Source organism: Rhizobium sp. Leaf341, assembly GCF_001424325.1.
In the GTDB taxonomy this organism is placed as follows: domain Bacteria; phylum Pseudomonadota; class Alphaproteobacteria; order Rhizobiales; family Rhizobiaceae; genus Ferranicluibacter.
Genome location: NZ_LMPE01000015.1, coordinates 693,321 through 715,679, shown reverse-complemented (window position 1 = coordinate 715,679; position 22,359 = coordinate 693,321). Strand labels below are relative to the sequence as shown.

Sequence of the window (22,359 nt, the reverse complement as noted above, 5' to 3'; positions counted from 1 at the left end):
CCGTCCGCTCTCATGTGTCTTGTGAAGGCAAATGGCGCACCCGACAGGATTCGAACCTGTGACCTTTGGAATCGGAATCCAACACTCTATCCAGCTGAGCTACGGGTGCAGCAACCGGCGCTTGCCGGGTGGATGAGGGGTTCATAGCCCAGGTTCGGGCCGGCATCAATGGGCAAGAGAGGGATTGGTGGAAAATCCGCAACGCCCGGCGTGAAGCACAAGAGAGATCCGGTCTGGCGTTCGGGGCGTAGAGATTGCGGTTTCACGGGATGGACCGGTTGAGCCTGATCGGATGATCGGCCGGGCGTCGGGGCGGAGAGGGCGGATGCGGGGATTTGAGGCAGGATACCGGGCGGTGGTTCTCGGGGCGAGCGGCGGGATCGGCTCTGCTGTCCTGTCTGCTCTCGATGCGGATCCGAAATGCAGCGCGGCGGTCGGGCTCTCGCGGCGGGATGACGGGATGGATGTGACCGACGAGGCGTCGGTCGCGGCTGCGGCCCGGCGCATCGGCGACGCGATGGGAACGGTCGACCTCGTCTTTGATGCGACGGGCGCGCTCGAAATCGATGGACACGGTCCGGAGAAGACGATCCGGGCAATCGACCCGGCGGTGATGGCGCGGCAGTTTGCGGTCAATGCGATCGGGCCGGCGCTGCTGATCAAGCATTTTGCGCCCTTGCTGCCGCGGGATCGGCGCTGCCTGTTTGCAACCCTGTCCGCGCGTGTCGGGTCCATCGGCGACAACAGGCTCGGCGGCTGGATTTCCTATCGTTCGGCAAAGGCCGCGCTTAACCAGATCGTGCGCACCGCCGCGATCGAGATAGCGCGAACCGCGCCCCAGAGTGTCGTCGTTGCCCTGCATCCCGGTACCGTGGACACCGGGCTGACCTCCACCCATGGCAAGCACGCGGACAAGATGTCGCCGGCAGAGGCGGCCGCCGCGCTTCTCGCGGTTCTGTCCGATCTATCCCCCGCGCAGACCGGGCAGTTCCTCGCCTATGACGGGACGGCGATCCTGTGGTAGCGGCGCTCGTCGGCGCGGGACGGGGGCAGGCGGGGGTCGTTTCGCTTTGCGGGAGCATGCCATGGCGCCGATGAACGCAGAGAAGGTCCGCCATCTCATCGTCCTTCTCGGAGACCAGCTCTCGCCGGACATGACGAGCCTTGCCGACGCATCCGAAGACGACGTCGTGCTGATGTGCGAGATCATGGACGAGGCGCAGTATGTGCGGCATCATCCCAAGAAGATCGCATTCCTGTTTTCGGCCATGCGCCACTTCGCAGAGGAGCTCCGGGCGAAGGGATTGACGGTGCGCTATGTCCGTCTGGAGGACGAGGGCAATACCGGTTCGTTCACCGGAGAGGTCGGGCGTGCCGTGTCGGTGTTGCGGCCGGACAGCGTCCGGGTCACCGAGCCGGGCGAGTTCCGGGTCCTCGACATGATGACGGGCTGGCAGCGGGCGTTCAATCTTCCGGTCGAGATCCTCGACGATCAGAGATTTCTCTGCTCCCGAGCCGCATTTGCGGCCTTTGCCGGTGGGCGCCGACAGCTGCGGATGGAAACCTTCTACCGGGAGATGCGCGTCAAGACCGGCCTCCTGATGGAGGGGGATGCACCGGCGGGCGGGCGCTGGAACTTCGACGCCGACAACCGCAAGCCAGCGACGCTCGATCTGTTTTCTCAGCCGCGAAAGGGTTTCGAGCCGGATGCGATCACGCAGGAGGTGCTGGATCTGGTGGGTCGGCGTTTTGCGGCGCATTTCGGACGGCTCGAGGGGTTCGACTTCGCGGTGACCCGTCGTCAGGCGGAGACGCTGCGCGATCGGTTCATGGTCGATCACCTGCCGAGATTCGGGGAGCGGCAGGATGCGATGCTGTCCGGAGATCCCGTTCTCAGCCATTCGTTGCTGTCGTTCTACCTCAATGCCGGCCTGCTCGATCCGCTCGATCTCTGTCGTCGGGCGGAGGCGGCCTATCTTGCAGGCCATGCGCCGCTGAATGCGGTCGAAGGCTTCGTGCGCCAGATCATCGGCTGGCGCGAATATATCCGCGGCGTCTACTGGCTGAAGATGCCGCATTGCCGGGAGATGAATTTTCTGGAGGCGGATCGTGCCCTTCCGGATTTCTACTGGACGGCCGAGACGCGGATGGCCTGCCTGCGGCAGGTGATCTCGAAGACCCGCGACAATGCCTATGCCCACCATATCCAGCGGCTGATGATCACCGGAAACTTCGCGATGCTCGCCGGCGTGCGACCGCTTGAGATCCACCAGTGGTACCTGGAGGTGTATGCCGATGCCTATGAGTGGGTGGAACTGCCGAACGTGATCGGCATGAGCCAGTTTGCCGATGGCGGTTTCCTCGGCTCGAAACCTTATGCCGCTGGCGGCAACTACATCAACCGCATGTCGGACTACTGCGAAGGCTGCGCCTACGACGTGCGCAAGAAGACCGGAAAGGACGCGTGTCCGTTCAATGCGCTCTACTGGGATTTTCTGGCACGAAACGAGGACAAGCTGAAGGGCAATCACCGGCTGGGGCCGGTCTATGCCGCGTGGGGCCGCATGAGCCCGAAGCAGAAGGCGGAGACCCGGCAGAGCGCCCAGACGTTTCTTGCGGAACTGGACGCCCTGCCGAAAACCTATTGACGGTTATCCCGTCGGCAGGGACGTCGACGTTTAGATCTCGACGGCGACCTGGCGCTTTTCCTTGACGGACCGCAGCGCGGCTTCGGCCAGCGCCAGTGCCGCGAGACCGTCGGCACCCGACGGCGTGATCGCCGTGCCGGTCTCGATGGCCGAGATGAAGCTTGCGATCTCGTTGGCATAGGCCTGGGTGTAGCGCGTCATGAAGAAGTCGTGCAGCGGCGGACGGGTGTAGCCGTCGCCATTGGCGATCTCGATCGAGACGGCGCGCTGATTTTCGGCAGAGACGACGCCTTTGGAGCCGTGCACCTCGATCCGCTGGTCATAGCCATAGGTCGCGCGGCGCGAATTGGAGATGATCGCCTGCTTGCCGGTCGCCGTTTCCAGGATGACCGACACGCTGTCGTAATCGCCGGCCGTGCCGATATCGGGATCGACCAGCACGGCGGCGTGGGCCGTGACGATGGTCGGCTCTTCGCCGAGCAGAAAGCGGGCCATGTCGAAGTCGTGGATCGTCATGTCGCGGAAGATGCCGCCCGAGCGTTTGATGTAGTCCACGGGCGGCGCGCCGGGATCGCGCGAGATGATCGTGACCATTTCCACATCGCCGATGCGGCCGTCCTCGATCGCCTGGCGCACGGCCATGAAGTGCGGGTCGAACCGGCGGTTGAAGCCGACCATCAGCTTGCCGCCGGTGGCTGCGACCGTCTTCAGGCAGTCGCGAACGCGGCCGACGTCGAGATCGATCGGCTTCTCGCAGAAGATCGCCTTGCCGGCGCGGGCAAAACGCTCGATCAGGTCGGCATGGGTGTCGGTGGGGGTGCAGATGACGACGGCATCGATATCGTCCGCAGCTTCGATCGCCTCGATCGTGCGGACCTCGCAGCCATAGCCATCGGCAATGACCTGGGCGGCCGCAGGAAAGGCGTCGGCAACGGCGACGAGGCGCGCATGCGCGTCGGCGCTCACGGCCTTCGCATGGACCTTGCCGATACGGCCGGCACCGAGGAGACCAAATCTCACAGTCATGTTACCACTTTCGATAGAGCGGCCCGAAAGCCGGGGGACGCGGAATGTTACGCTCACTCCGCACAAGCGCCAGACGATCCGCCCGTGGCAGGCCGCAGGATGTCGAGACGGGACGGTACCGGCAATGTCGCGGTCTTTCCAGACGTCTCCGCGGGTCGACGCCGTCACCGGAACGAAAGGTTGATCTCTCCCGCCGTTTGGAATTTTTATTCCGTCGACCTTGGGCGCGTCAAGCGGGCGGTCTTGCGCTTTGAAGGTTTTTTGCGCATGTGCTGTGGGCAGGCTGCGCCAACCCCACCCACCTTCAGCGCGCGCGACCGCTCCAAGAGGCTGCATGCAGAAGTTCATCGATCCGGATCACCCTTTCTACCGCCCTCTCTGGAGGCGGTTGCTGATCGTGGGAAGCTGCGCGCTCTGGACCGCCGTCGAGTTCTGGAACGGCGCCACGACCTGGGGCATGATCTTTCTGGCGGTGACGGCCTATACCTCGGCAACGCTGATCGTGTTCTTCAAGCCGAAGGCGACGACCGAGGTGGTCGCACAGGAGACGGCGACGGACGCGGAGAAGCCTTTGTCGGCTACGTCAGAGAGATCGGCCCGCGACGAACCGTCCGCCTGATCGACGGACGTCCGGACCCTTTTATCGCGGCCGGCGCGCCGGCGTGCCGATCGGCCGTCCGCGCTTCATGCGGCGCATGGCCTCGTCCACCAGCATGTTGGCGATCGTCATGCGCGTGGTCGCCGCCTGCAGGTCTTCCGGCGCATGGCGATCGGGATGATTGCGGGTGGCAAAGGCGCGGCGTTTCTCGGCGAGCGTCGCCAGCGTATCGACGCTCGAGATGTCCAGATCCTCGGCCACGTCGGCCGGCGACAGCCGGTCGAGATATGCGGGTCGCTGTCTTGGTTGCGGCGGAGGGCTCGTGGAACTTTGGATCTGGATCTGGATCTGGGGCTGGGGTGGCGGCATCGGAGCAGGGTGCTGAACCTCCACCATATCGACATAGGCTTGCCGCACGGCATCGCCGGCCGTCGTCGGCTCGGTATCGAACGCAAAGCCCGCAGGGATGCCGCTGATGCCCGCATGCCGTGGCGTGGCGAGGGCGTCGGGCGGGTTTTCCGCGTCGAGCCGTTCGAGCACGGACTGGAAGAGCGATTTGCCGAACATGGCCGTTCCCGGAAAGGCTTTGGTTGCCGCAGGGCACGGCTGTCCTCATGCCGCCAGCCAAGCACGAGAAGGTTGCGCTGGCCTGTCCACGCGCGTCCAGTGCGGTCTGTCAGGCCTTCGCTTCCTGCAGGATCAGGTCGTGCAGCAGCTTTGCGCTGGGCGGAAGCTCGCGGCCGCGCGGCGTGATGAGGCTGTAGGGACGGATGGTGATGGCGAAATCGATCGGCAGGACGCGGATCTCGCCGATGGAACTGCCCCGGCCGGCCACCAGTTCGGCCACGTCCTTCGCGACCGGCGCGATCGCATTGGTGTTGCGAACGATGGAGAGCGTGAGGATGATCGATGAGGTGTTGATGGTCGTGCTCGGGAGCGGTACGCCGCTTGCCAGAAAGCTGTCCTCGACGGCACGGCGCAGCAGCGTGCCCGCCGGCTGGAAGACCCAATCATAGCCTGGCAGATCCTCGTGCACGATGACCGGCCTTTCGAGAAGAGGGTGTCCTTCGCGAACGATCAGGCACACATCCTCCGATCCGATCTCCACAAGATCGAACTTTCGCGGATCGATATCGTCGGGGATCCGGCCGATGACGAAGTCGTGCCGGGCGGCCATGAGTTCGCGAATGAGGACGTTGCTGTTCTCGATCTGGATGCTGATCTCGATGCCGGGATAGGCCGTCGTCACCTGATGCATGGCCGGCACGGCGAGATGCAGGGCAGGGCCGGTCACCGATCCCAGGGAGACCGACCCGCCGCGGCCCGTCTTCAGCTCGCCGATTTCGCGGGCAGTTTCCCGAAGCTCGAGGAAAATGGTGCGTGCACGCCGGGCGAGCGCCTTGCCGTAGGGGGTCAGTTCCACACCGCGCGCCACACGCTCGCAAAGCGGCGCACGCAAGATCGATTCGATATCGCCGAGCATGCGCGACGCGGCCGGTTGCGAGATCCCGAGAGCGTCGGCAGCGCCGCTGATCTGGCCCCTGTCCTCGATCGCCAGGATCAGATGCAGGTGCACAAGCTTCAGACCGGACTTGAAAACATTGCGTGCAGATGCGCCGACAGGTACAAGCCCTTGATTTTCCGTATCTTCCATGTGACGTGACTCTCCCGGCTCCCCGGGTGGATAAAAATCACATTCTTTTCATTATTTATACCAAATTAAATATGGGACTGATCGAATATTGTATTTGACAGTTATGGAGTTTGATTCCAGTTTGCCGCCATGTGCGCCGGCGCTTGCGGAGGTTAAGCCGGGGGGATTTCTTCATCCATTTTCCCTCCCGACCCGGGACAAAAGCTCGGGTGCGTCTAGCGCTGCACATATCGCGACGGTTCCAGGCCGGCGCGGTCAACACTCCAGGGAGAGACCGTATGAAACTGGTTACATCACTTCTGGCCGCTGCCGCCATCGGCGTCGCGTCCTTCGCATTCCCGGCGTTCGCGCAGGACAAGGGCACGGTTGGCATTTCCATGCCGACGAAGACGTCGACGCGCTGGATCTCGGACGGCGAGACCATGGAAAAGCTGTTCAAGGAAGCCGGCTATACCGCCGACCTGCAGTTTGCTGACGACGATATTCCGAACCAGCTCGCCCAGATCGAAAACATGGTCACCAAGGGTGCCAAGGTTCTCGTCATCGGCGCCATCGACGGCACGACGCTCTCCGACATTCTTGCCAAGGCGCACGAAGCCGGCGTGAAGGTCATCGCTTATGACCGCCTGATCCGCGACAGCGGCAACGTCGACTACTACGCGACGTTCGACAACTTCCAGGTTGGTGTTCTCCAGGCAACGACGCTCGTCAACGGCCTCAAGCTCGACAGCGCAACCGAGCCGAAGAACGTTGAGCTGTTCGGCGGTTCGCCGGACGACAACAACGCCTTCTTCTTCTACGACGGCGCAATGTCGGTTCTCCAGCCGCTGATCGACGCCAAGAAGATCGTCATCAAGTCCGGCCAGATGGGCATGGAACAGGTCGGTACGCTGCGTTGGGACGGTGCCGTTGCACAGGCCCGCATGGAAAACCTGCTGTCCTCGACCTACACCGACGCCAAGGTCGACGGCGTTCTCTCCCCCTATGACGGTCTCTCGATCGGCATCATCTCGGCCCTGAAGGGCGTTGGCTACGGCTCGGGCGACATGCCGATGCCGATCGTCACCGGCCAGGATGCCGAGCTGCCTTCGGTCAAGTCGATCATGGCTGGCGAACAGTACTCGACGATCTTCAAGGACACGCGTGAACTGGCCAAGGTTACCGTTGGCATGGTCGATGCCGTGATCAGCGGCAAGGAGCCCCAGATCAACGACACCAAGACCTACGACAACGGCGTCAAGGTCGTTCCGGCCTACCTGCTGAAGCCGGTTGCCGTCGACAAGACCAACGTCAAGGACGTTCTGGTCGGCGCCGGTTACTACACGGCCGAGCAGATCGACAACTAAGCGATCACGCTATCATGGGGTCCGCGATACCAGTCGCGGACCCTTTTGGCATATGAGGAGCTTGACCTCGGCCGGTCCCACCTCATCGCACGACGGACGGCCACTGGAACGCCTGACATGGACAATTACATTCTCGAAATGCGGGGCATCACCAAGACGTTTCCCGGCGTGAAAGCGCTCGACAACGTCAATCTCAAGGTTCGTGAGGGCGAGATCCACGCGCTCGTGGGTGAGAACGGTGCCGGCAAATCGACCCTTATGAAGGTTCTGAGCGGCGTCTATCCTGCCGGGAGCTACGACGGAGACATTGTTTTCGACGGCTCGGTTCGGCAGTTCAAGGACATTTCCGACAGCGAACACCTCGGCATCATCATCATTCACCAGGAACTGGCGCTCGTTCCGCTGCTCTCGATCGGGGAAAACATCTTCCTCGGCAACGAGGTTGCGTCCAAGGGCGTCATCGACTGGAAGGAAACCTTCGCCCGGACCCGGGAGCTTCTTGCCAAGGTCGGCCTGAAGGAGTCGCCCGCCACCCTGATCACCGATATCGGCGTGGGCAAGCAGCAGCTGGTGGAAATCGCCAAGGCGCTTTCGAAAAAGGTGCGCCTCCTGATCCTCGACGAGCCGACGGCGTCGCTCAACGAAACGGATTCGGCGGCCCTCCTCCATCTCCTGATGGAATTCCGCAAGCAGGGCATGACCTCGATCATCATTTCGCACAAGCTGAACGAGATCAAGACGGTCGCCGACAAGATCACGATCCTGCGCGACGGCGGCACGGTCGAAACGCTCGACTGCCACAACGAGGATATCGGCGAAGACCGGATCATCAAGGGCATGGTCGGGCGCGACATGGACGATCGCTACCCGCCGCGCGAGCCGAAGATCGGCAACACGCTGCTGGAAGTGAAGAACTGGAACGTCTACCACCAGCATCACCGCGACCGGCAGTTCCTGCATGACGTGAACTTCACGGTTCGCGCCGGCGAGGTCGTCGGCATCGCCGGGCTGATGGGGGCAGGGCGCACCGAGACAGCCATGAGCATCTTCGGCCGCTCCTGGGGTCACAAGATCACCGGCGACGTGCTGATGCACGGCAAGCCCGTCGACGTCAGCACGATCCAGAAGGCGATCGAAGCCGGGCTCGCCTATGTGACCGAGGACCGCAAGCATCTCGGCCTCGTGCTCAACAACAACATCATGCACAACACGACGCTCGCCAACCTGCCGGCCGTGGCCAATGGCGGCGTGATCGACGGGCATCGCGAGCGCGAGGTGGCCACCGACTACCGCAAGCGTCTGCGCATCCGGTCGCACTCGATCTACCAGGAAGCGGTCAACCTCTCGGGCGGCAACCAGCAGAAGGTCGTCCTGTCCAAGTGGCTGTTCACCAATCCGGAAATCCTCATCCTCGACGAGCCGACACGTGGCATCGACGTCGGTGCGAAATACGAAATCTATTCCATCATCAACCAGCTGGCTGCCGAGGGCAAAGGCATTCTCATGATCTCGTCGGAGATGCCCGAGCTCTTGGGAACCTGCGACCGGATCTACGTCATGAACGAAGGTCGCCTCGTCGCGGAACTCCCCAAGGGTGAAGCAAGCCAGGAATCCATCATGCGAGCCATCATGCGCTCCGGGGAGAAGCACTAATGGTCCTTGAAACCAGCGCACCAGCAGCAAAGCCGTCCGTCGGCGCCTATCTGAAGGCCAATATCCGCGAATACGGCCTTCTGGTCGCACTCGTCGTGATCATGCTGTTCTTTCAGTTCGTCACGGGCGGCGTTCTGTTCCGCCCCGTCAACATCACCAACCTGATCCTGCAGAACTCCTTCATCGTCATCATGGCGCTGGGGATGCTGCTGATCATTGTCGCCGGCCATATCGACCTTTCGGTCGGGTCCATCGTCGCCTTCACCGGCGGCCTGTCCGCCATCATGCTCGTGCGGTGGGGCATTCACTTCTCCATCGTTGTGCCGCTCTGCCTCGTTCTCGGCGGTCTCGTCGGTGCAGCGCAGGGCTATTGGGTCGCCTACCAGAAGATCCCGTCCTTCATCGTGACGCTGGCCGGCATGCTCGTCTTCCGCGGCCTGACCTACCTGATCCTGCAGAACCGTCCGATCGGCCCGTTCCCCAAGGAGTTCCAGGTTCTCTCCACCGGCTTCGTTCCGGATCTGCTCTGGTTTGCCAATCCGAACCCGGCTGTCGTCACCAATCTCTTTGCGTTGGTCGCCGTCATCGTGCTCGTGGGTCTCGCGGTGTATTTCGGCCTGAAGGAGCGTCGTACGAACGACAAGCACGGCACGGAAAACGAACCCTTCGTGTTCTTTGCCATCCAGATGGCCATCATCGGCGTCGTCGCGATCTTTCTCGGCTTCCAGCTGTCGACCTATCGCGGTTTCCCGAACGTCCTGATCGTCATGGCGCTCCTGATCGCGCTCTACACCTTCATCACGACGCGTTCGACCATCGGCCGTCGCATCTACGCCATGGGCGGTAACGAGAAGGCCGCCAAGCTTTCGGGCATCAACACCGAGCGCCTGACCTTCCTGACCTTCGTCAACATGGGTGTTCTCGCGGCCCTCGCCGGGATGATCATCGCAGCCCGCCTGAACTCGGCAACACCGAAGGCTGGCGTCGGGTTCGAACTCGACGTCATCGCAGCCTGCTTCATCGGCGGCGCATCCGCTTCCGGCGGCGTCGGCAAGATCACCGGCGCGGTCATCGGCGCGTTCATCATGGGCGTCATGAACAACGGCATGTCGATCATGGGTCTCGGCATCGACTACCAGCAGCTCGTCAAGGGCCTGGTCCTGCTCGCCGCCGTGTTCTTCGACGTCTACAACAAGAACAAGGGCTGATCGTTTCCCGAAAGGGTCCGTTCACGTCGTTCACGATCACGCCGCCGTCTGACACGCTCAGATGGCGGCGTTTGCATTCGAGGAAGGGAAACACACCATGCTGATGTCGCAGATCCGCAATGACGACGGTTCGATCACGGTCGTCATGCGCGAGGAGGGGGAGCCGGGGCGTGCCGTCCGCGGCGCGTCGAGCCTTTACGAGCTGGCGCTCGAGGCTGCCAATTCCGGGCGCATGCTGGCCGATGTGGTCACGACGCGCGGTGTGAGCGGTGTCGTCGACCTTCAGGCAGCCTCTGCAGAAGGGCGCTTCCTGCCGCCGATCACCCATCCCGATCCGGCGCATCTCCACCTCACCGGGACGGGCCTCACCCATCTCGGCTCGGCCGCGACCCGCGACGCGATGCATGCGTCGGCCAGGGACGAGGCTGCAATGACGGATTCGATGAAGATGTTCCGCATGGGTCTTGAAGGCGGCAAGCCGAAACCGGGGGAAACCGGCGTTCAGCCGGAATGGTTCTACAAGGGCAACGGCCTGCAGCTTGCAGCACCCGGGGGCGATCTCGTTTCTCCAGCCTTCGCCTCGGACGGGGGCGAGGAGCCGGAGATGGCTGGCATCTACGTCATCGCCGACAACGGCCAGCCTTTTCGCCTCGGCTTTGCCGTCGCCAACGAATTTTCAGACCATGTGACCGAGCGCGTCAACTATCTCTTCCTCGCGCATTCGAAACTCCGGCCGGCCTGTTTCGGCCCGGAGATCCGGATCGGCAACGCCCCGCCCGATATCCGCGGCACCTCGCGCATCCTGCGCAATGGCGCCATCCTCTGGGAGAAGCCGTTTCTGTCGGGCGAGGCCAATATGTCTCACAGCTTCGCCAATCTCGAACACCACCACTTCAAATACGGCCTCTTCCGTGCGCCCGGCGATGTCCACGTGCACATGTTCGGCACGGCGACGCTTTCCTTCGGTGATGGTGTGCGCACCGAGCCGGGCGATGTGTTCGAAATGGAGGCTGCAGGGTTCGGATTGCCGCTGCGCAACCGTCTGGTGGTCGCGGCTGCGGAGGTGGTGACCGTCGGGGTGCTGTAGACGCGATCCGGTCGGCCCGGTCAGCAGGCTGGCGGCAAGGGGCTGGCGGTTCCGCTGCCGGTTCTCAATGCGCGCGCGACGTTGCGTCCGGTGTTACGGCTGCCGTTGCATGGCATCGGGCGCGGGCAGCAGCGAGCCTCGCTTGGCTCGGCTCAGCTTTGGCTCTGGCTCTGGCTTTGGCTTTGCCCTTGTTGTTCGACCGTCAGCGCCACCGTCAGCGTTTCGTTCGCGGCGCCGTGGACCAGTCCGGAGATCGGGGCGGCGTCGCGATAGTCGAGACCGGTGGCGATGCGGACATAGCGGTCGTCGGGGCAGACGTCGTTGGCGGCGTCGAAACCGACCCAGCCGAGGCCGGGAAGATGGGCTTCGGCCCAGGCATGCGTCGCCGTCTGCTCGATCCGGTCGTCCATCATCAGATATCCGGAGACGTAGCGGGCCGGCAGGCCGAGCGCGCGGGCGCAGGCGAGGAAGATATGCGCATGATCCTGGCAGACGCCGATGCCGCGGGTCAGCGCTTCGTCCGCCGACGTGTCCGTTCCCGTCGATCCCGGTTCGAAGGTCACCGCCTGGTGGATCGCGCCCATCAGATTGTGCATCTGCGCCAGAACGCCATCACCGCTCTGCGACTTGGCGAGATCGCGAATCTGCTTCGTCCGCTTGGTCAGCGGCGTGTCGCGCTGGAAGAGCCAGAGCGGAATATAGGACTGATGCGGCCCGAACACGCCGGCGCGGTCCTGCGTCTCGACCTCGCCGCTCGCGACGATGCGCATGCGGATCTGATCGCCCATGACGCTGACAAGGGTGACGCGGTTTGCGAAATGATCCTCGTAGCCGACCTCCACCTTCGCGCCTTCGACCGAGGTCTCCCAGTTCAGCACAGTCTGTCCCGGTTGGGAGAAGGGCGTGAGACGGAGCCGCTGCAGCGAATAGCTCACCGGCTCCGCATAGCTGTATTCGGTCGTGTGCGTGATCTTCAGTCGCATGCGCCTGCTCTGTCCTTGCTCAATAGAACCTGTAGCCGTCGGAGATTTCCTGGCTCAGACGGTTGTTCTGGGTGATGAACGTCTCGATATATTCGTGAAGGCCCTGGTCCATCACATCCTTGATCGAGCAGTTGCGCAGCGATTTCAGCGTGATCTCGGACGTATCGTGCGCGCTGTGCCGCTCACCATACTCCCGTTCGAGATAAAAGAGATTGCTGTTGATCTTTTCGTAGCAATAGGCGAGCGAGCGCGGCATGCGACCGTTCAGAATGAGAAAGTCCGCGATGTTGGCGGCCTTGTACTCGGCCTCGTAGACCCAACCATAGCTGCGATGCGCGGACACCGAGCGCAGGATCGATTCCCACTGGACATTGTCGATGGCGGTGCCGACCTGCGACACGGCCGGCAGAAGGACGTAGTATTTTACGTCGAGAATACGGGCCGTGTTGTCCGCGCGCTCGATGAAGGTGCCGATGCGGGAGAAGTTGAAGAGGTCGTTGCGCAGCATCGTGCCGTGGAAGGCACCGCGGATCAAGCCGGTCTTGCGCTTGATCGCATCGATCACCTCCGGCAGGTCCGCAGCTTTGACCCTTCGGGCGAGCATGGACTTCAGGTCGAGGTAACACTCGTTAACCGCTTCCCACGTCTCGCGCGTGAGCGCCGTGCGCACCATGCGTGCATTGCTGCGGGCGGTCTCGATGCAGGAGAGCACGCTCGACGGATTGGTGGTTTCGCGCAGCAGGAAATCGACGGCATCAGCGCTGGTCGCGCTCTCGTAGCGTTGCTCGTAGATGTCCATCACACCCGAGCTCTGCAGCACGCTTTCCCAGTTGTCTTCACCGAGATGCGAGCGGGTCAGGGACATGCGCAGTCCGGCGTCGACAAGGCGGGCGCTGTTTTCGGCCCGCTCGATATAGCGGAACATCCAGTATAGGCCGTTTGCTGTTCTTCCGAGCATGCCGATCAGTCCTCCAGTACCCAGGTGTCCTTCGTGCCGCCGCCCTGGCTGGAATTCACCACCAGGGAGCCGGCCTTCAGAGCCACGCGGGTCAAACCGCCGGGAATGATCTGTACCTTGTCGGATACGAGCACATAGGGACGCAGGTCGACATGGCGCGGTGCAATGCCCTTGTTGACCATGATCGGGACGGTCGAGAGGGAAAGGGTCGGCTGGGCAATGTAGTTGCTCGGGCGCGCCTTCAGTTTTTCGGCAAACAGTGCCCGTTCCTTCTTGGAGGCCGTCGGGCCGACGAGCATGCCGTAGCCGCCGGAGCCGTGAACTTCCTTGACGACCAGGTCGGCGAGGTTGTCGAGCACATATTGCAGGCTCGACGCCTCGGAGCAGCGCCATGTCGGCACGTTTTCCAGCAGCGCCTTGCGGCCGGTGTAGAACTCGACGATCTCCGGCATGTAGGAGTAGATCGCCTTGTCGTCGCAAATGCCGGTGCCCGGCGCGTTGGCGATGGTGATGTTGCCCGCACGGTAGACATCCATGATGCCGGGAATGCCGAGCGCCGACTCCGGCTTGAACGTCAGCGGATCGAGGTAGTCGTCGTCGACACGCCGGTAAAGAACGTCGATGGCCTCGTAGCCGCGCGTCGTGCGCATGCGGACCTTGCCGTCGATGACGCGCAGGTCGGAGCCCTCCACGAGTTCGACACCCATCATGTCGGCCAGGAAGGCATGCTCGTAATAGGCGGAATTGTAGATGCCGGGTGTGAGAACGGCCACGCGCGGCTTGCCCTCGCATCCCGGAGGCGCCACGGCCGCCAGAGAATGGCGCAGCAGATAGGGGTAGTTCTCCACCGGCTGGACGCGGTTCTGATAGAACAGCTCCGGGAACATCTGCATCATCGTCTCGCGGTTCTCGAGCATGTAGCTCACGCCGGAGGGTGTCCGGGCATTGTCCTCGAGAACGTAGAACTGATCCTCGCCTGTGCGTACGATGTCGGTGCCGACGATGTGGGTGTAGACGCCGCCCGGTGGTCGCATGCCGACCATCTGCGGCAGGAAGGCATCGTTTTTCTCGATCAGTTCACGCGGGATTCGTCCCGCCTTGATGATCTCCTGCTTGTGATAGATATCGTCCAGGAACGCATTGAGCGCGAGCACGCGCTGCTCGATGCCCTGCGCGAGGCGGCGCCATTCCCGCGCGGAGATGATGCGCGGGATGAGATCGAAGGGAATGAGTTTTTCGGCGCTGTCCGCATGGCCGTAGACGGCAAAGGTGATGCCGGTCTTGCGGAAAATGTTCTCGGCCTCTTTCGACTTGGCGATCAGGCGGGCTCGGTCCTGGTTGGCATACCATTCGTTGTATGTTGCGTAAGGCGGTCGCGGAGTGTTGTCCGCATTCATCATTTCATCGAATGCCAACGGCTTGGTCCCCTTTTTAAGCCATTTGATTACAAGCGCTTCGGCAATGCAAGAAGCATGCTCGTTTCCGCCGGAAAGAAATTTTCACTCGTTCCGGCTGTCCCCTCCAAAGAGAAGATGGCTTTTGCAGGCGGAATGGCAAGGCGGCTGCAGGGCCATGAGGCGGAGTTCGCGCCCGGTGCCGTCGCACCTGCTTATTCATTGGGCGGACTGCTTCGCGCCATGCACGCGGCCCAAACGAAAACGGCGGGACTCGCGTCCCGCCGTTTTGTCGTCTTGGAATTCAGACTGTCTTACGCTTCTTCGCGGCGCGAACCTTCGCGGCGCTGGGCGGCCTGAGCCCCCGGGCTGCCGGCAGCAGGGCGGGGACCGCGATTGGCGCGCGGTGCACCGCCCGGACGGCCATTGCGGTTGCCGTTCCGCTTGGCAAGCGCTGCCTGGTGGGCGGCCTGTGCGGCCGGGCCCTGGCCCTTGCGGTGCTCGCGGCGCTGCGCCCCTTCGTCACCGGCCAGAAGGTCGTCGCCCGCAAAGGGGCTCGGCGCCTGTGCCACGCGGGCCGGGCGGTTGTTCTCGCCGCCGCGGTTTTCGCTGCGACCCTGGCCTCCACGGCCTTCGCCGCGGCCCTGCCCGTTGCGACCTTCATTGTTGCTGCCGCGGCCGCCATTGCCACGCGCATTGCGGGGTGCCGGGGCGCGCGAAATGTTCGCAGGTGCTTCGCCGCTCGCGACGGTAATGCTCATGCCCATCAGCTTTTCGATGTCACGCAGCAGGCGAGCCTCGTCGGGCGCGCAGAACGCGATGGCGATGCCGTCGCGGCCGGCACGGGCGGTACGGCCGATGCGGTGAACATAGGCTTCGGCGACCTCCGGGAGATCGTAGTTGTAGACGTGCGTGATGCCTGGAATATCGATGCCACGCGCAGCGACGTCGGTGGCGACCAGAACCTTGATCTCGCCGTCACGGAAGGCCTTGAGGGCGCGCTCGCGCTGGCCCTGGCTCTTGTTGCCGTGAATGGAGGCTGCGGAATAGCCGACCGACTCCAGGTGCTTCATCAGCTTTTCGGCCCCATGCTTGGTGCGCGAGAAGACGATGGCGCGGCCATCGGGGTTTGCGGTCAGCGACTGCTTGAGAAGCGTAACCTTGCCGTCCTTGCCGCTCACGAAATGCACGAACTGCTCGATCTTGTCGGCGGCCTTGCCGGCCGTTGCGACTTCGACGCGCTTCGGATCGGTCAGATAGTCGCCGGCCAGATCGGCGATCGCCTTCGGCATGGTGGCCGAGAACAGCAGGGTCTGGCGGTTCTTCGGGACGAGCTTGGAGATCTTGCGCAGATCATGGATGAAGCCGAGGTCCAGCATTTGATCCGCTTCGTCGAGCACGAGATAGCGCGCCGTCGTCAGCGTCACGGCCTTGCGGTTGAGAAGATCGAGGAGGCGGCCGGGGGTGGCGACGAGAATTTCGACGCCGCGTTCCAGCTGCTGGGTCTGCTTGTTGATGGAAGCGCCGCCGACGACGAGGCCGATGCGCAACGGGCTCTTCTTGACGAAGACCTTCAGGTTGGCAGCGATCTGGTTCACCAGTTCGCGCGTCGGAGCAAGGATCAGGGCGCGCACGTTGCGCGGGTCGGCACGCTTGCCGTCGGCCAGCATGCGTTCGATCATCGGAAGACCAAAGGCGGCGGTCTTGCCGGTGCCGGTCTGTGCAAGGCCGATGAGGTCATGGCCTGCCATGACGAGCGGAATGGCTTCGGCCTGAATCGGCGTCGGCTTGGTGAAACCTTCCAGTGTGAGGTTCGCTACCATCTGCTCAGAGAGGCCAAGGGAAGTAAAATCGGTCAAAATCATGCCTTTCGGGGCGCCAAACGACAGGGGCCGGAACACCGCGTCCTGCGGTTCCGGGTCATCTGGTTTCAAGAACCCCGCGTGAAATGGGATCTTGGTGGGTTGAAAAAGCTGTCTGCGCTGCGGGTGCCGAATCTGGCACGGTCTCATAGGTGCGCTTAGCCTTCACGACGGATTGACAGAATCCGCTTGGCTCGCTCACGCGGCGGCCGGAAGGTGACGCTGGCCCTCATGTCGTTGTTTGCGGCCGAAAAGTCAAGCTGTCTTTTCGCAGGTGCGAGATATGCGCCGGTTTTCAGGGCGTGTCAGTGCGCAGGTCGGGCCGAACGCCGCGCAGCATTTCCCGCTTGCCGGCAAAGCCCTGACGGCGCTCCACCTGGAAGCCCGCGGCCTGCAGATTGCGTCGCACAAAACCGGCTGCGGCGTAGGTGGCAAAGGTCCCGCCGTCGGCCGTGTGGGCGTGGACGGCCGCCATCAGCTCCGCGGACCACATGTCTGGATTGCGCGAAGGCGCAAAGCCGTCAAGGTACCAGGCGTCGAACAGCGTGGGTGCGGCGCTGACCGTCTCCAGCGCAGGGCCGCAGACGATGGCGAGCGTGACGTCGCCCGACAGATCGAGGCGGATCGTGCCGGCCAGCGTCTGCGGCCATGCGGCGATCAGTGCCTCGCGCTCGTCCCGGATTTCCGGCCATGCGGAAAGGGCGCGGGCGATGTCTGCCGCGGTCATCGGAAAACGCTCGAAGGAGGTAAATGCAAGACGGGCGCCGGCGGGTTTCCGAACCAGGTTCCATTGGCGCCACGTCTCGCAGAAGTTAAGGCCGGTGCCGAAACCGAGTTCGCCGATCGAAAAATTTGGCGCGTTCTGCCAGCGTCCGGGCAGATCGTTGCCGTGCAGAAAGACATGGCCACATTCGAGACGACCGTCCGTGCGACAATAAAAATGATCGTCAAACTCCACGGAATACGGCATATCGCCGCTGTGCCAGTCGAGGGTCTGATGGCTGGGCGTTTCGAGATCGGCAGGCGTGGTCGTGTGGCGCGCGGTCATGGACATGCGATAATCAGCCCGGCGAGCAAGGTCAATCGATGGCGGACAGGAAGACGGATCTGGTCGTCATCGGCGGGGGCATCATGGGCCTCTGGACGGCGCTTAATGCCGCGCGTGCCGGGCTTGACGTGCTGGTGGTGGAGCGCGCCGCGATCGGGGCAGGCGCAAGCGGCGGCCTGCTCGGCGCCTTGATGCCGCACACGCCGGATCGCTGGAACGCCAAGAAGCAGTTCCAGTTCGACGCGCTGGTTTCGCTGGAGAGCGAGATCCGCAGGATGGAGGCGGAGACGGGCCTGTCTGCAGGCTACAGGCGCACGGGCCGTCTCATTCCACTGGCAAAACCGCATCTGCGAGGTATCGCGCTCGGGCAGGTTGCCGATGCCGACGCCAACTGGCGGACGGGGCCTGCCGCTTTGCATGCCGCTTTTGCCTGGAAGGTTCTCGATACCGCACCCGAACGCCTGTTCTCTCCCGATGCCGTCGTTGAAGGGGCTGTATTCGACGGGCTTGCGGCGCGGGTTTCACCGCGCGGTCTGCTGCTGCTTCTGGTCGCAATGCTCAGGCCGTTTCGTGGCGTGACGATCCGGGAGCAGTGCGCCGTGCGCAGCATCGATCCGCAGCGCGGGCAGGTGGTCTTATCCGACGGAAGCGTCGTCGACGCTGGGCATATCGTGCTGGCCGCAGGCGTCGACAGTTTCCGAATGGTCGATGCTCTGCCGCAAGCGGCAGGCGATAGCCCGCGGCCACCGAGCGGCAAAGGCGTCAAGGGGCAGGCGGCGCGGCTCGGGGTCGATCTCGATCCGGCCCTTCCAATCCTTTATTCGGACGGAGTCTACGTCATCGCACATGATGCCGGCGGCGTGGCGATCGGCAGCACAAGCGAAATGGACTTTGCCGATCCGCTCTCGACCGACCACCGGCTCGACGAACTCCTTGCAAAGGCGGAAAGACTGGTTCCCGCGCTGGCAGGGGCGCCGGTCCTCGAGCGCTGGGCGGGGCTTCGCCCCCGTGCCGTCGGACGCGATCCGATGGCAGGCCCGCACCCCGACCATCCGCGCCTGCATCTGATGACCGGCGGCTTCAAGATCAGTTTCGGCATTGCCCACCGACTGGCGCACGCCGTGGTGGAGGGCATCTGCGGCCGCTCGGCGGATGATGCGGGCGCCGTCGCGCTACCCGCATCGTTCCGCTGCGAACATCACTTGACGGCACCGCCGCGCACCTAAGTCTCGACCGGCGGGAGATGTTGAGAGCGGCATGATCGGGGGTCATCGATCCGACGCTGATGGCCAGGATGAAAAGGGCGCCGATCCGAGGAGGTGCACCCTTCTCCTTCGCCTTGGCAGGGAGATCGCGCCTACATCCAGTAGGGGGGCACGCCGTAATAGTCGAAGACCTGCCGCCCGTTCTCCCTGTTCCAGGCGTATTCGTCGTCGCTGCGGTATTTGGGTGCCTTCTCGACCTGCTCGCGGGTCAGTTCGGTCCGGTAGCCGCCGAGGTCCTCGTCGTAGCTGAGCTTTGCCCACGGAATCGGATAATGATCCTCGCCGATGCCGAGGAAGCCGCCAAAGCCCAGGACGGCATAGGCAACCTGGCCGGATCGTTTCCCGATGATCAGGCGCTCGATCGAACCGATCCGCTCGCCGTCCGCGCCGTAGACGCGTGTTCCTTCGACCTTGTCGCTTGCGATCAGATCCTGGGTTTCGACGATGCTTGCATCCTGCAGTTTCGAGCTGCCGCCCTGCATGCGGGGGCTGACGTCGTTCAGATTGGGGTTGTGATCGGTCACGTTCCGTCTCCTTTTCTGGCTCTGTCCGTTGATGAACGTCTGGGCAGGGGAGCGGGTTCCCCGGCTTTTGCGCGGGGAAACAGGCCGGCTTCGTCAGCCTGTCATGCAAATCACGTAGCGCAGGGACAGAACGAGGTTTCCCATGCGCTACGCCATCTGCTTCACACCGCCGATCCATGATCCGCTTTCCGTGGCTGCCGCCGACTGGCTGGGACGCAACGTCTATTCGGGCGATCTCTGCGAGCAACTTTCGGTCGCCGGATGCTCGGCGCAGGACATGGCCTACTACACCGCCGTTCCGCGCCGCTACGGTTTTCACGGGTCGATCAAGGCACCCTTCCATCTGGCGGAGGACAAGACCGAGTCGGCGCTGCTGAAAGCCATGATGCGGTTTGCAGGTGAGATCAGCCCGTTTGAAATTCCCGATCTCGAAGTCTCCTGGCTCGGCAGCGCCTTCGGGCTCAGCCCGCGCGTTCCCTGCGAGCCCATGACGCATTTGGCGGCGCAGGTCGTCCAAAGCTTCGACGAATTCCGGGCGCCGTTTACCGAACAGGACATTGCGCGGCTCGATGCCGACAAACTGACGGCAACGCAGTTTTCGAACCTGCACCGCTGGGGAGATCCGTTCGTGATGGAGGAGTACCGGTTCCATATGATGCTGACCGGGCCCATGACGGCCGGCATGCGCAAAAAGATGGAAGGCCCGGTGCGGACGCAGTTCGAGGCCGTGCTCGCGCAGCCCGTGAAAGTCGCAAGCCTCGCCCTGTTCATCGAACCCGGCGCCGGCGCACCCTTGCGCGTTCATTCCCAGCATCCGCTCGGCAAGCTTTCCCCCCACAAGCCGACGGGGCGTTTCGCCCCGCCGTCCGCGTCCGCGACCTCGGCTGCGACACCTGCGCGCGAAGTCCAGATGGCTCGGGCCATGCGCCGGTTGACGACAGGGGCGTGAGGCAGGGGCTACATTCGCCCGGTCGCGCCGGATCTGACGAGCCTCCTTCCGGCTGACCGGTTTCGGCTGTCGATATCGATCTTTATGCCTCGACTTTCCGGCTTCGGATGGTACCGTTCGGCGACAAAGAGGGTTCGACATGACTTTTTCGACACCGCGCGATCTCGTCGGCTATGGCCGAAATCCGCCGGAGGTGCACTGGCCCGGTGAGGCCCGGATCGCTGTTCAGTTCGTGGTCAATTATGAAGAAGGCGGCGAGAGCACGATCATGGACGGCGAGAAGGCCTCCGAATCGCTGCTGTCGGAGATCGTCGGAGCGCAGCCCTGGCCGGGGCAGCGCAATCTCAACATGGAGTCGATCTACGAGTACGGCTCGCGCGCCGGCTTCTGGCGGTTGTGGCGCCTGTTCACACGCCGCAACGTTCCTGTCACGGTCTACGGCGTGACACTGGCCATGGCGCGCAATCCCGACGCCGTCGCCGCCATGAAGGAGGCCGATTGGGAAATTGCCAGCCACGGCTATCGATGGCTCGAATACAAGGATTTTACGGAGGAGGAGGAGCGCCGCCACATCCAGGAAGCCGTGCGGCTGCACACGGAACTGACAGGATCGCATCCGCTCGGGCTCTATCAGGGCAAGCCTTCGGACAATACGCTGAAGCTTGTCATCGAGGACGGCGGCTTCCTTTATTCCTCGGACAGCTACGCGGACGAGTTGCCGTACTGGGTGCCGGGCAGGACGCCACAGACCCCGCACCTCATTATCCCCTACACGCTCGATGCCAATGACATGCGCTTTGCCACGCCGCAGGGGTTCAATTCCGGCGATCAGTTCTTCACCTACCTCAAGGACACGTTCGACGTGCTCTACGAGGAAGGTGCCGAGGGCAGCCCGAAGATGATGAATATCGGCCTTCACTGCCGCCTCGTCGGCCGCCCGGGACGGGCAGCGGCACTGGCGCGGTTTGTGGACTATGTGCTTTCGAAGGAGAAGGTCTGGATCGCCAGGCGAATCGACATCGCGCGCCACTGGCATGCGCACCACAAGCCTAAGGGTGACCTATGACCAACACTATGGACAGCACGGACGAGGCGGCCTTCGTCGCGAGGCTCGGCGGCATCTTCGAGCATTCCGCATGGGTCGCCGAAGAGGCGTTCGGCACTTTGGGCAGCGGGCCGATGACGGCACCGGCCGTGCATGCGGCCATGGTCCAGGCCTTCCGGGCCGCCTCGCCGGAGCAACGGCTGCAGGTGTTGCGTGCCCATCCCGATCTGGCGGGACGCCTGGCAATCGCCGGAGAGCTGACGGCCGACAGCAAGGCCGAACAGGCCTCGGCGGGGCTCGATCGTCTGACACCGGAGGAGCACGCCCGCTTTACCACCTACAACGCGATCTACACCGACAAGTTCGGCTTCCCCTTCATCATCGCCGTGCGCGGCAAGACGAAGGAGGATATCCTCGCGGCTTTCGAGGCTCGGCTGGACAACACGCCCGAGGAAGAATTCGCGACGGCCACGGCCGAGGTCGAAACCATCGCGCGGCTTCGGCTGGACGCGCTTCTTTCGGAATCCAAGGTTGAATCCGAGAGGGGCATCGGGCCCGGATCGGCCACATGACCGGGCAGGTCCTGCCGATCGAGCCGCTGACGGCCGCGGCCTTCGCTCCCTTCGGCAGTGTCATCGAAGCGGACCCGGCAACGATGCGCCTGATCAATGGCGGAACGACGGAGCGGTTTCATGCGCTGAGTACGGCCGAGGCGGCCGGCGAGGACGCCCGCGTCATTCTCAGCATCTTTCGCGGGCAGCCCCGGCTGTTCCCCTATGCCGTGGACATGATGGAGCGGCATCCGTGGGGCTCGCAGAGTTTCATCCCGCTCGACAGCCGGTCGTGGCTTGCGGTCGTCGCCGAGGACGAGGATGGCCGGCCCGGTCGTCCCCGCGTCTTCGCCTGTTCCGGCCGCCAGGGTGTGCAGTATGCCCGCAACGTCTGGCATCATCCGCTGGTCGCGGTCGGTGCCGTCAGCGATTTCCTCGTGGTCGATCGCGCGGGGAGCGAGCATAATCTCGAGGAGATCTTCTTCGAGACGCCCTTCATCATTGCGGCGTCGTCGCTGTAAGGTCTTGTTTTGATGTCTGTCGTTTCCCGAAACCGCGGC

At 63.3% G+C, this 22,359-nt stretch carries 21 protein-coding genes and 1 tRNA gene; 12 read left to right on the top strand and 10 right to left on the bottom strand.

Going from position 1 to position 22,359, the window contains the following annotated elements:
* Nucleotides 1-32 precede the first annotated feature (32 nt).
* A tRNA-Arg gene (locus tag ASG03_RS18060) sits at nucleotides 33-109 on the bottom strand.
* A gap of 216 nt (nucleotides 110-325) precedes the next feature.
* Between ASG03_RS18060 and ASG03_RS18055 the strand changes: the two genes are divergently transcribed.
* Nucleotides 326-1,024, top strand: coding sequence for an SDR family oxidoreductase (locus ASG03_RS18055; protein ID WP_062694924.1), 699 nt, complete (start codon nucleotides 326-328; stop codon nucleotides 1,022-1,024).
* Nucleotides 1,025-1,094: 70 nt separating this feature from the next.
* Entirely contained in the window at nucleotides 1,095-2,648 is a 1,554-nt protein-coding gene (locus ASG03_RS18050) for a cryptochrome/photolyase family protein (protein WP_062695316.1), read from the top strand.
* 30 nt (nucleotides 2,649-2,678) lie between these two features.
* Here the strand turns inward: ASG03_RS18050 and iolG are convergent, their stop codons facing one another.
* Nucleotides 2,679-3,674, bottom strand: coding sequence for an inositol 2-dehydrogenase (gene iolG, locus ASG03_RS18045; RefSeq protein WP_062694922.1), 996 nt, complete (start codon nucleotides 3,672-3,674; stop codon nucleotides 2,679-2,681).
* Between the two features lie 334 nt (nucleotides 3,675-4,008).
* On the opposite strand from iolG, the gene ASG03_RS18040 reads away from it, so the two are divergent.
* The gene (locus ASG03_RS18040) at nucleotides 4,009-4,293 is read left to right on the top strand and encodes a hypothetical protein (protein ID WP_062476358.1); all 285 of its coding nucleotides are present in this window, start codon (nucleotides 4,009-4,011) and stop codon (nucleotides 4,291-4,293) included.
* 21 nt (nucleotides 4,294-4,314) lie between these two features.
* Here the strand turns inward: ASG03_RS18040 and ASG03_RS18035 are convergent, their stop codons facing one another.
* Nucleotides 4,315-4,839, bottom strand: a complete 525-nt coding sequence (locus tag ASG03_RS18035) for a hypothetical protein (RefSeq protein ID WP_062694919.1) — start codon at nucleotides 4,837-4,839, stop codon at nucleotides 4,315-4,317.
* Between the two features lie 109 nt (nucleotides 4,840-4,948).
* Nucleotides 4,949-5,926 (bottom strand): LysR family transcriptional regulator, encoded by a 978-nt coding sequence (locus ASG03_RS18030; RefSeq protein ID WP_062476352.1) that lies wholly within the window; start codon nucleotides 5,924-5,926, stop codon nucleotides 4,949-4,951.
* Between the two features lie 278 nt (nucleotides 5,927-6,204).
* On the opposite strand from ASG03_RS18030, the gene chvE reads away from it, so the two are divergent.
* The 4 genes from chvE (at nucleotide 6,205) to araD1 (ending at nucleotide 11,220) form a co-directional block, all read left to right on the top strand.
* Nucleotides 6,205-7,272 (top strand): multiple monosaccharide ABC transporter substrate-binding protein, encoded by a 1,068-nt coding sequence (gene chvE / locus ASG03_RS18025; RefSeq protein WP_062476349.1) that lies wholly within the window; start codon nucleotides 6,205-6,207, stop codon nucleotides 7,270-7,272.
* Nucleotides 7,273-7,389: 117 nt separating this feature from the next.
* A complete protein-coding gene (mmsA, locus tag ASG03_RS18020) occupies nucleotides 7,390-8,925 on the top strand; it encodes a multiple monosaccharide ABC transporter ATP-binding protein (protein ID WP_062694917.1) in 1,536 nt (511 codons plus the stop codon).
* Complete coding sequence (gene mmsB / locus ASG03_RS18015) at nucleotides 8,925-10,133, top strand: multiple monosaccharide ABC transporter permease (RefSeq protein ID WP_062476341.1); 1,209 nt, start codon at nucleotides 8,925-8,927, stop codon at nucleotides 10,131-10,133. The genes mmsA and mmsB overlap by 1 nt, the downstream gene beginning before the upstream one ends.
* Nucleotides 10,134-10,230: 97 nt before the next feature.
* On the top strand, nucleotides 10,231-11,220 hold the full coding sequence (gene araD1 / locus ASG03_RS18010) for an AraD1 family protein (RefSeq protein WP_062695314.1): 990 nt from the start codon (nucleotides 10,231-10,233) through the stop codon (nucleotides 11,218-11,220).
* Between the two features lie 152 nt (nucleotides 11,221-11,372).
* Here araD1 and ASG03_RS18005 read toward each other — a convergent pair whose 3' ends face one another.
* The 5 genes from ASG03_RS18005 to mnmD all read right to left on the bottom strand — a co-directional run bounded on the left by ASG03_RS18005 (nucleotide 11,373) and on the right by mnmD (nucleotide 17,465).
* Nucleotides 11,373-12,203: a transglutaminase family protein gene (locus tag ASG03_RS18005; protein WP_062694915.1), complete on the bottom strand. Its 831-nt coding sequence runs from the start codon at nucleotides 12,201-12,203 to the stop codon at nucleotides 11,373-11,375.
* Nucleotides 12,204-12,222: 19 nt separating this feature from the next.
* Entirely contained in the window at nucleotides 12,223-13,161 is a 939-nt protein-coding gene (locus ASG03_RS18000; RefSeq protein ID WP_062476333.1) for an alpha-E domain-containing protein, read from the bottom strand.
* A gap of 5 nt (nucleotides 13,162-13,166) precedes the next feature.
* Nucleotides 13,167-14,561, bottom strand: coding sequence for a circularly permuted type 2 ATP-grasp protein (locus ASG03_RS17995; protein WP_082475868.1), 1,395 nt, complete (start codon nucleotides 14,559-14,561; stop codon nucleotides 13,167-13,169).
* Nucleotides 14,562-14,869: 308 nt separating this feature from the next.
* Nucleotides 14,870-16,414 carry a DEAD/DEAH box helicase gene (locus ASG03_RS17990; RefSeq protein ID WP_062695312.1) on the bottom strand — a complete coding sequence of 515 codons (1,545 nt, stop codon included), beginning with the start codon at nucleotides 16,412-16,414 and terminating at the stop codon, nucleotides 14,870-14,872.
* Nucleotides 16,415-16,712: 298 nt separating this feature from the next.
* Entirely contained in the window at nucleotides 16,713-17,465 is a 753-nt protein-coding gene (mnmD, locus tag ASG03_RS17985; protein WP_062695310.1) for a tRNA (5-methylaminomethyl-2-thiouridine)(34)-methyltransferase MnmD, read from the bottom strand.
* 38 nt (nucleotides 17,466-17,503) lie between these two features.
* On the opposite strand from mnmD, the gene ASG03_RS17980 reads away from it, so the two are divergent.
* Entirely contained in the window at nucleotides 17,504-18,691 is a 1,188-nt protein-coding gene (locus ASG03_RS17980) for an NAD(P)/FAD-dependent oxidoreductase (protein WP_062694914.1), read from the top strand.
* A gap of 131 nt (nucleotides 18,692-18,822) precedes the next feature.
* Here ASG03_RS17980 and ASG03_RS17975 read toward each other — a convergent pair whose 3' ends face one another.
* Complete coding sequence (locus tag ASG03_RS17975) at nucleotides 18,823-19,212, bottom strand: PRC-barrel domain-containing protein (RefSeq protein ID WP_062477075.1); 390 nt, start codon at nucleotides 19,210-19,212, stop codon at nucleotides 18,823-18,825.
* Between the two features lie 184 nt (nucleotides 19,213-19,396).
* Here ASG03_RS17975 and ASG03_RS17970 point away from each other — a divergent pair, with 184 nt between their 5' ends.
* From ASG03_RS17970 to ASG03_RS17955, 4 genes are all read left to right on the top strand, one after another.
* Complete coding sequence (locus tag ASG03_RS17970; RefSeq protein WP_062694912.1) at nucleotides 19,397-20,203, top strand: DUF1045 domain-containing protein; 807 nt, start codon at nucleotides 19,397-19,399, stop codon at nucleotides 20,201-20,203.
* A 139-nt stretch (nucleotides 20,204-20,342) separates the two neighbouring features.
* Nucleotides 20,343-21,269 (top strand): allantoinase PuuE, encoded by a 927-nt coding sequence (gene puuE, locus ASG03_RS17965; RefSeq protein WP_062694910.1) that lies wholly within the window; start codon nucleotides 20,343-20,345, stop codon nucleotides 21,267-21,269.
* Nucleotides 21,266-21,820, top strand: coding sequence for a 2-oxo-4-hydroxy-4-carboxy-5-ureidoimidazoline decarboxylase (gene uraD, locus ASG03_RS17960; protein ID WP_443216630.1), 555 nt, complete (start codon nucleotides 21,266-21,268; stop codon nucleotides 21,818-21,820). The genes puuE and uraD overlap by 4 nt, the downstream gene beginning before the upstream one ends.
* On the top strand, nucleotides 21,817-22,320 hold the full coding sequence (locus ASG03_RS17955) for an ureidoglycolate lyase (RefSeq protein ID WP_062476314.1): 504 nt from the start codon (nucleotides 21,817-21,819) through the stop codon (nucleotides 22,318-22,320). Before uraD ends, ASG03_RS17955 begins: the two co-directional genes overlap by 4 nt.
* The last annotated feature ends 39 nt before the right edge of the window (nucleotides 22,321-22,359 follow it).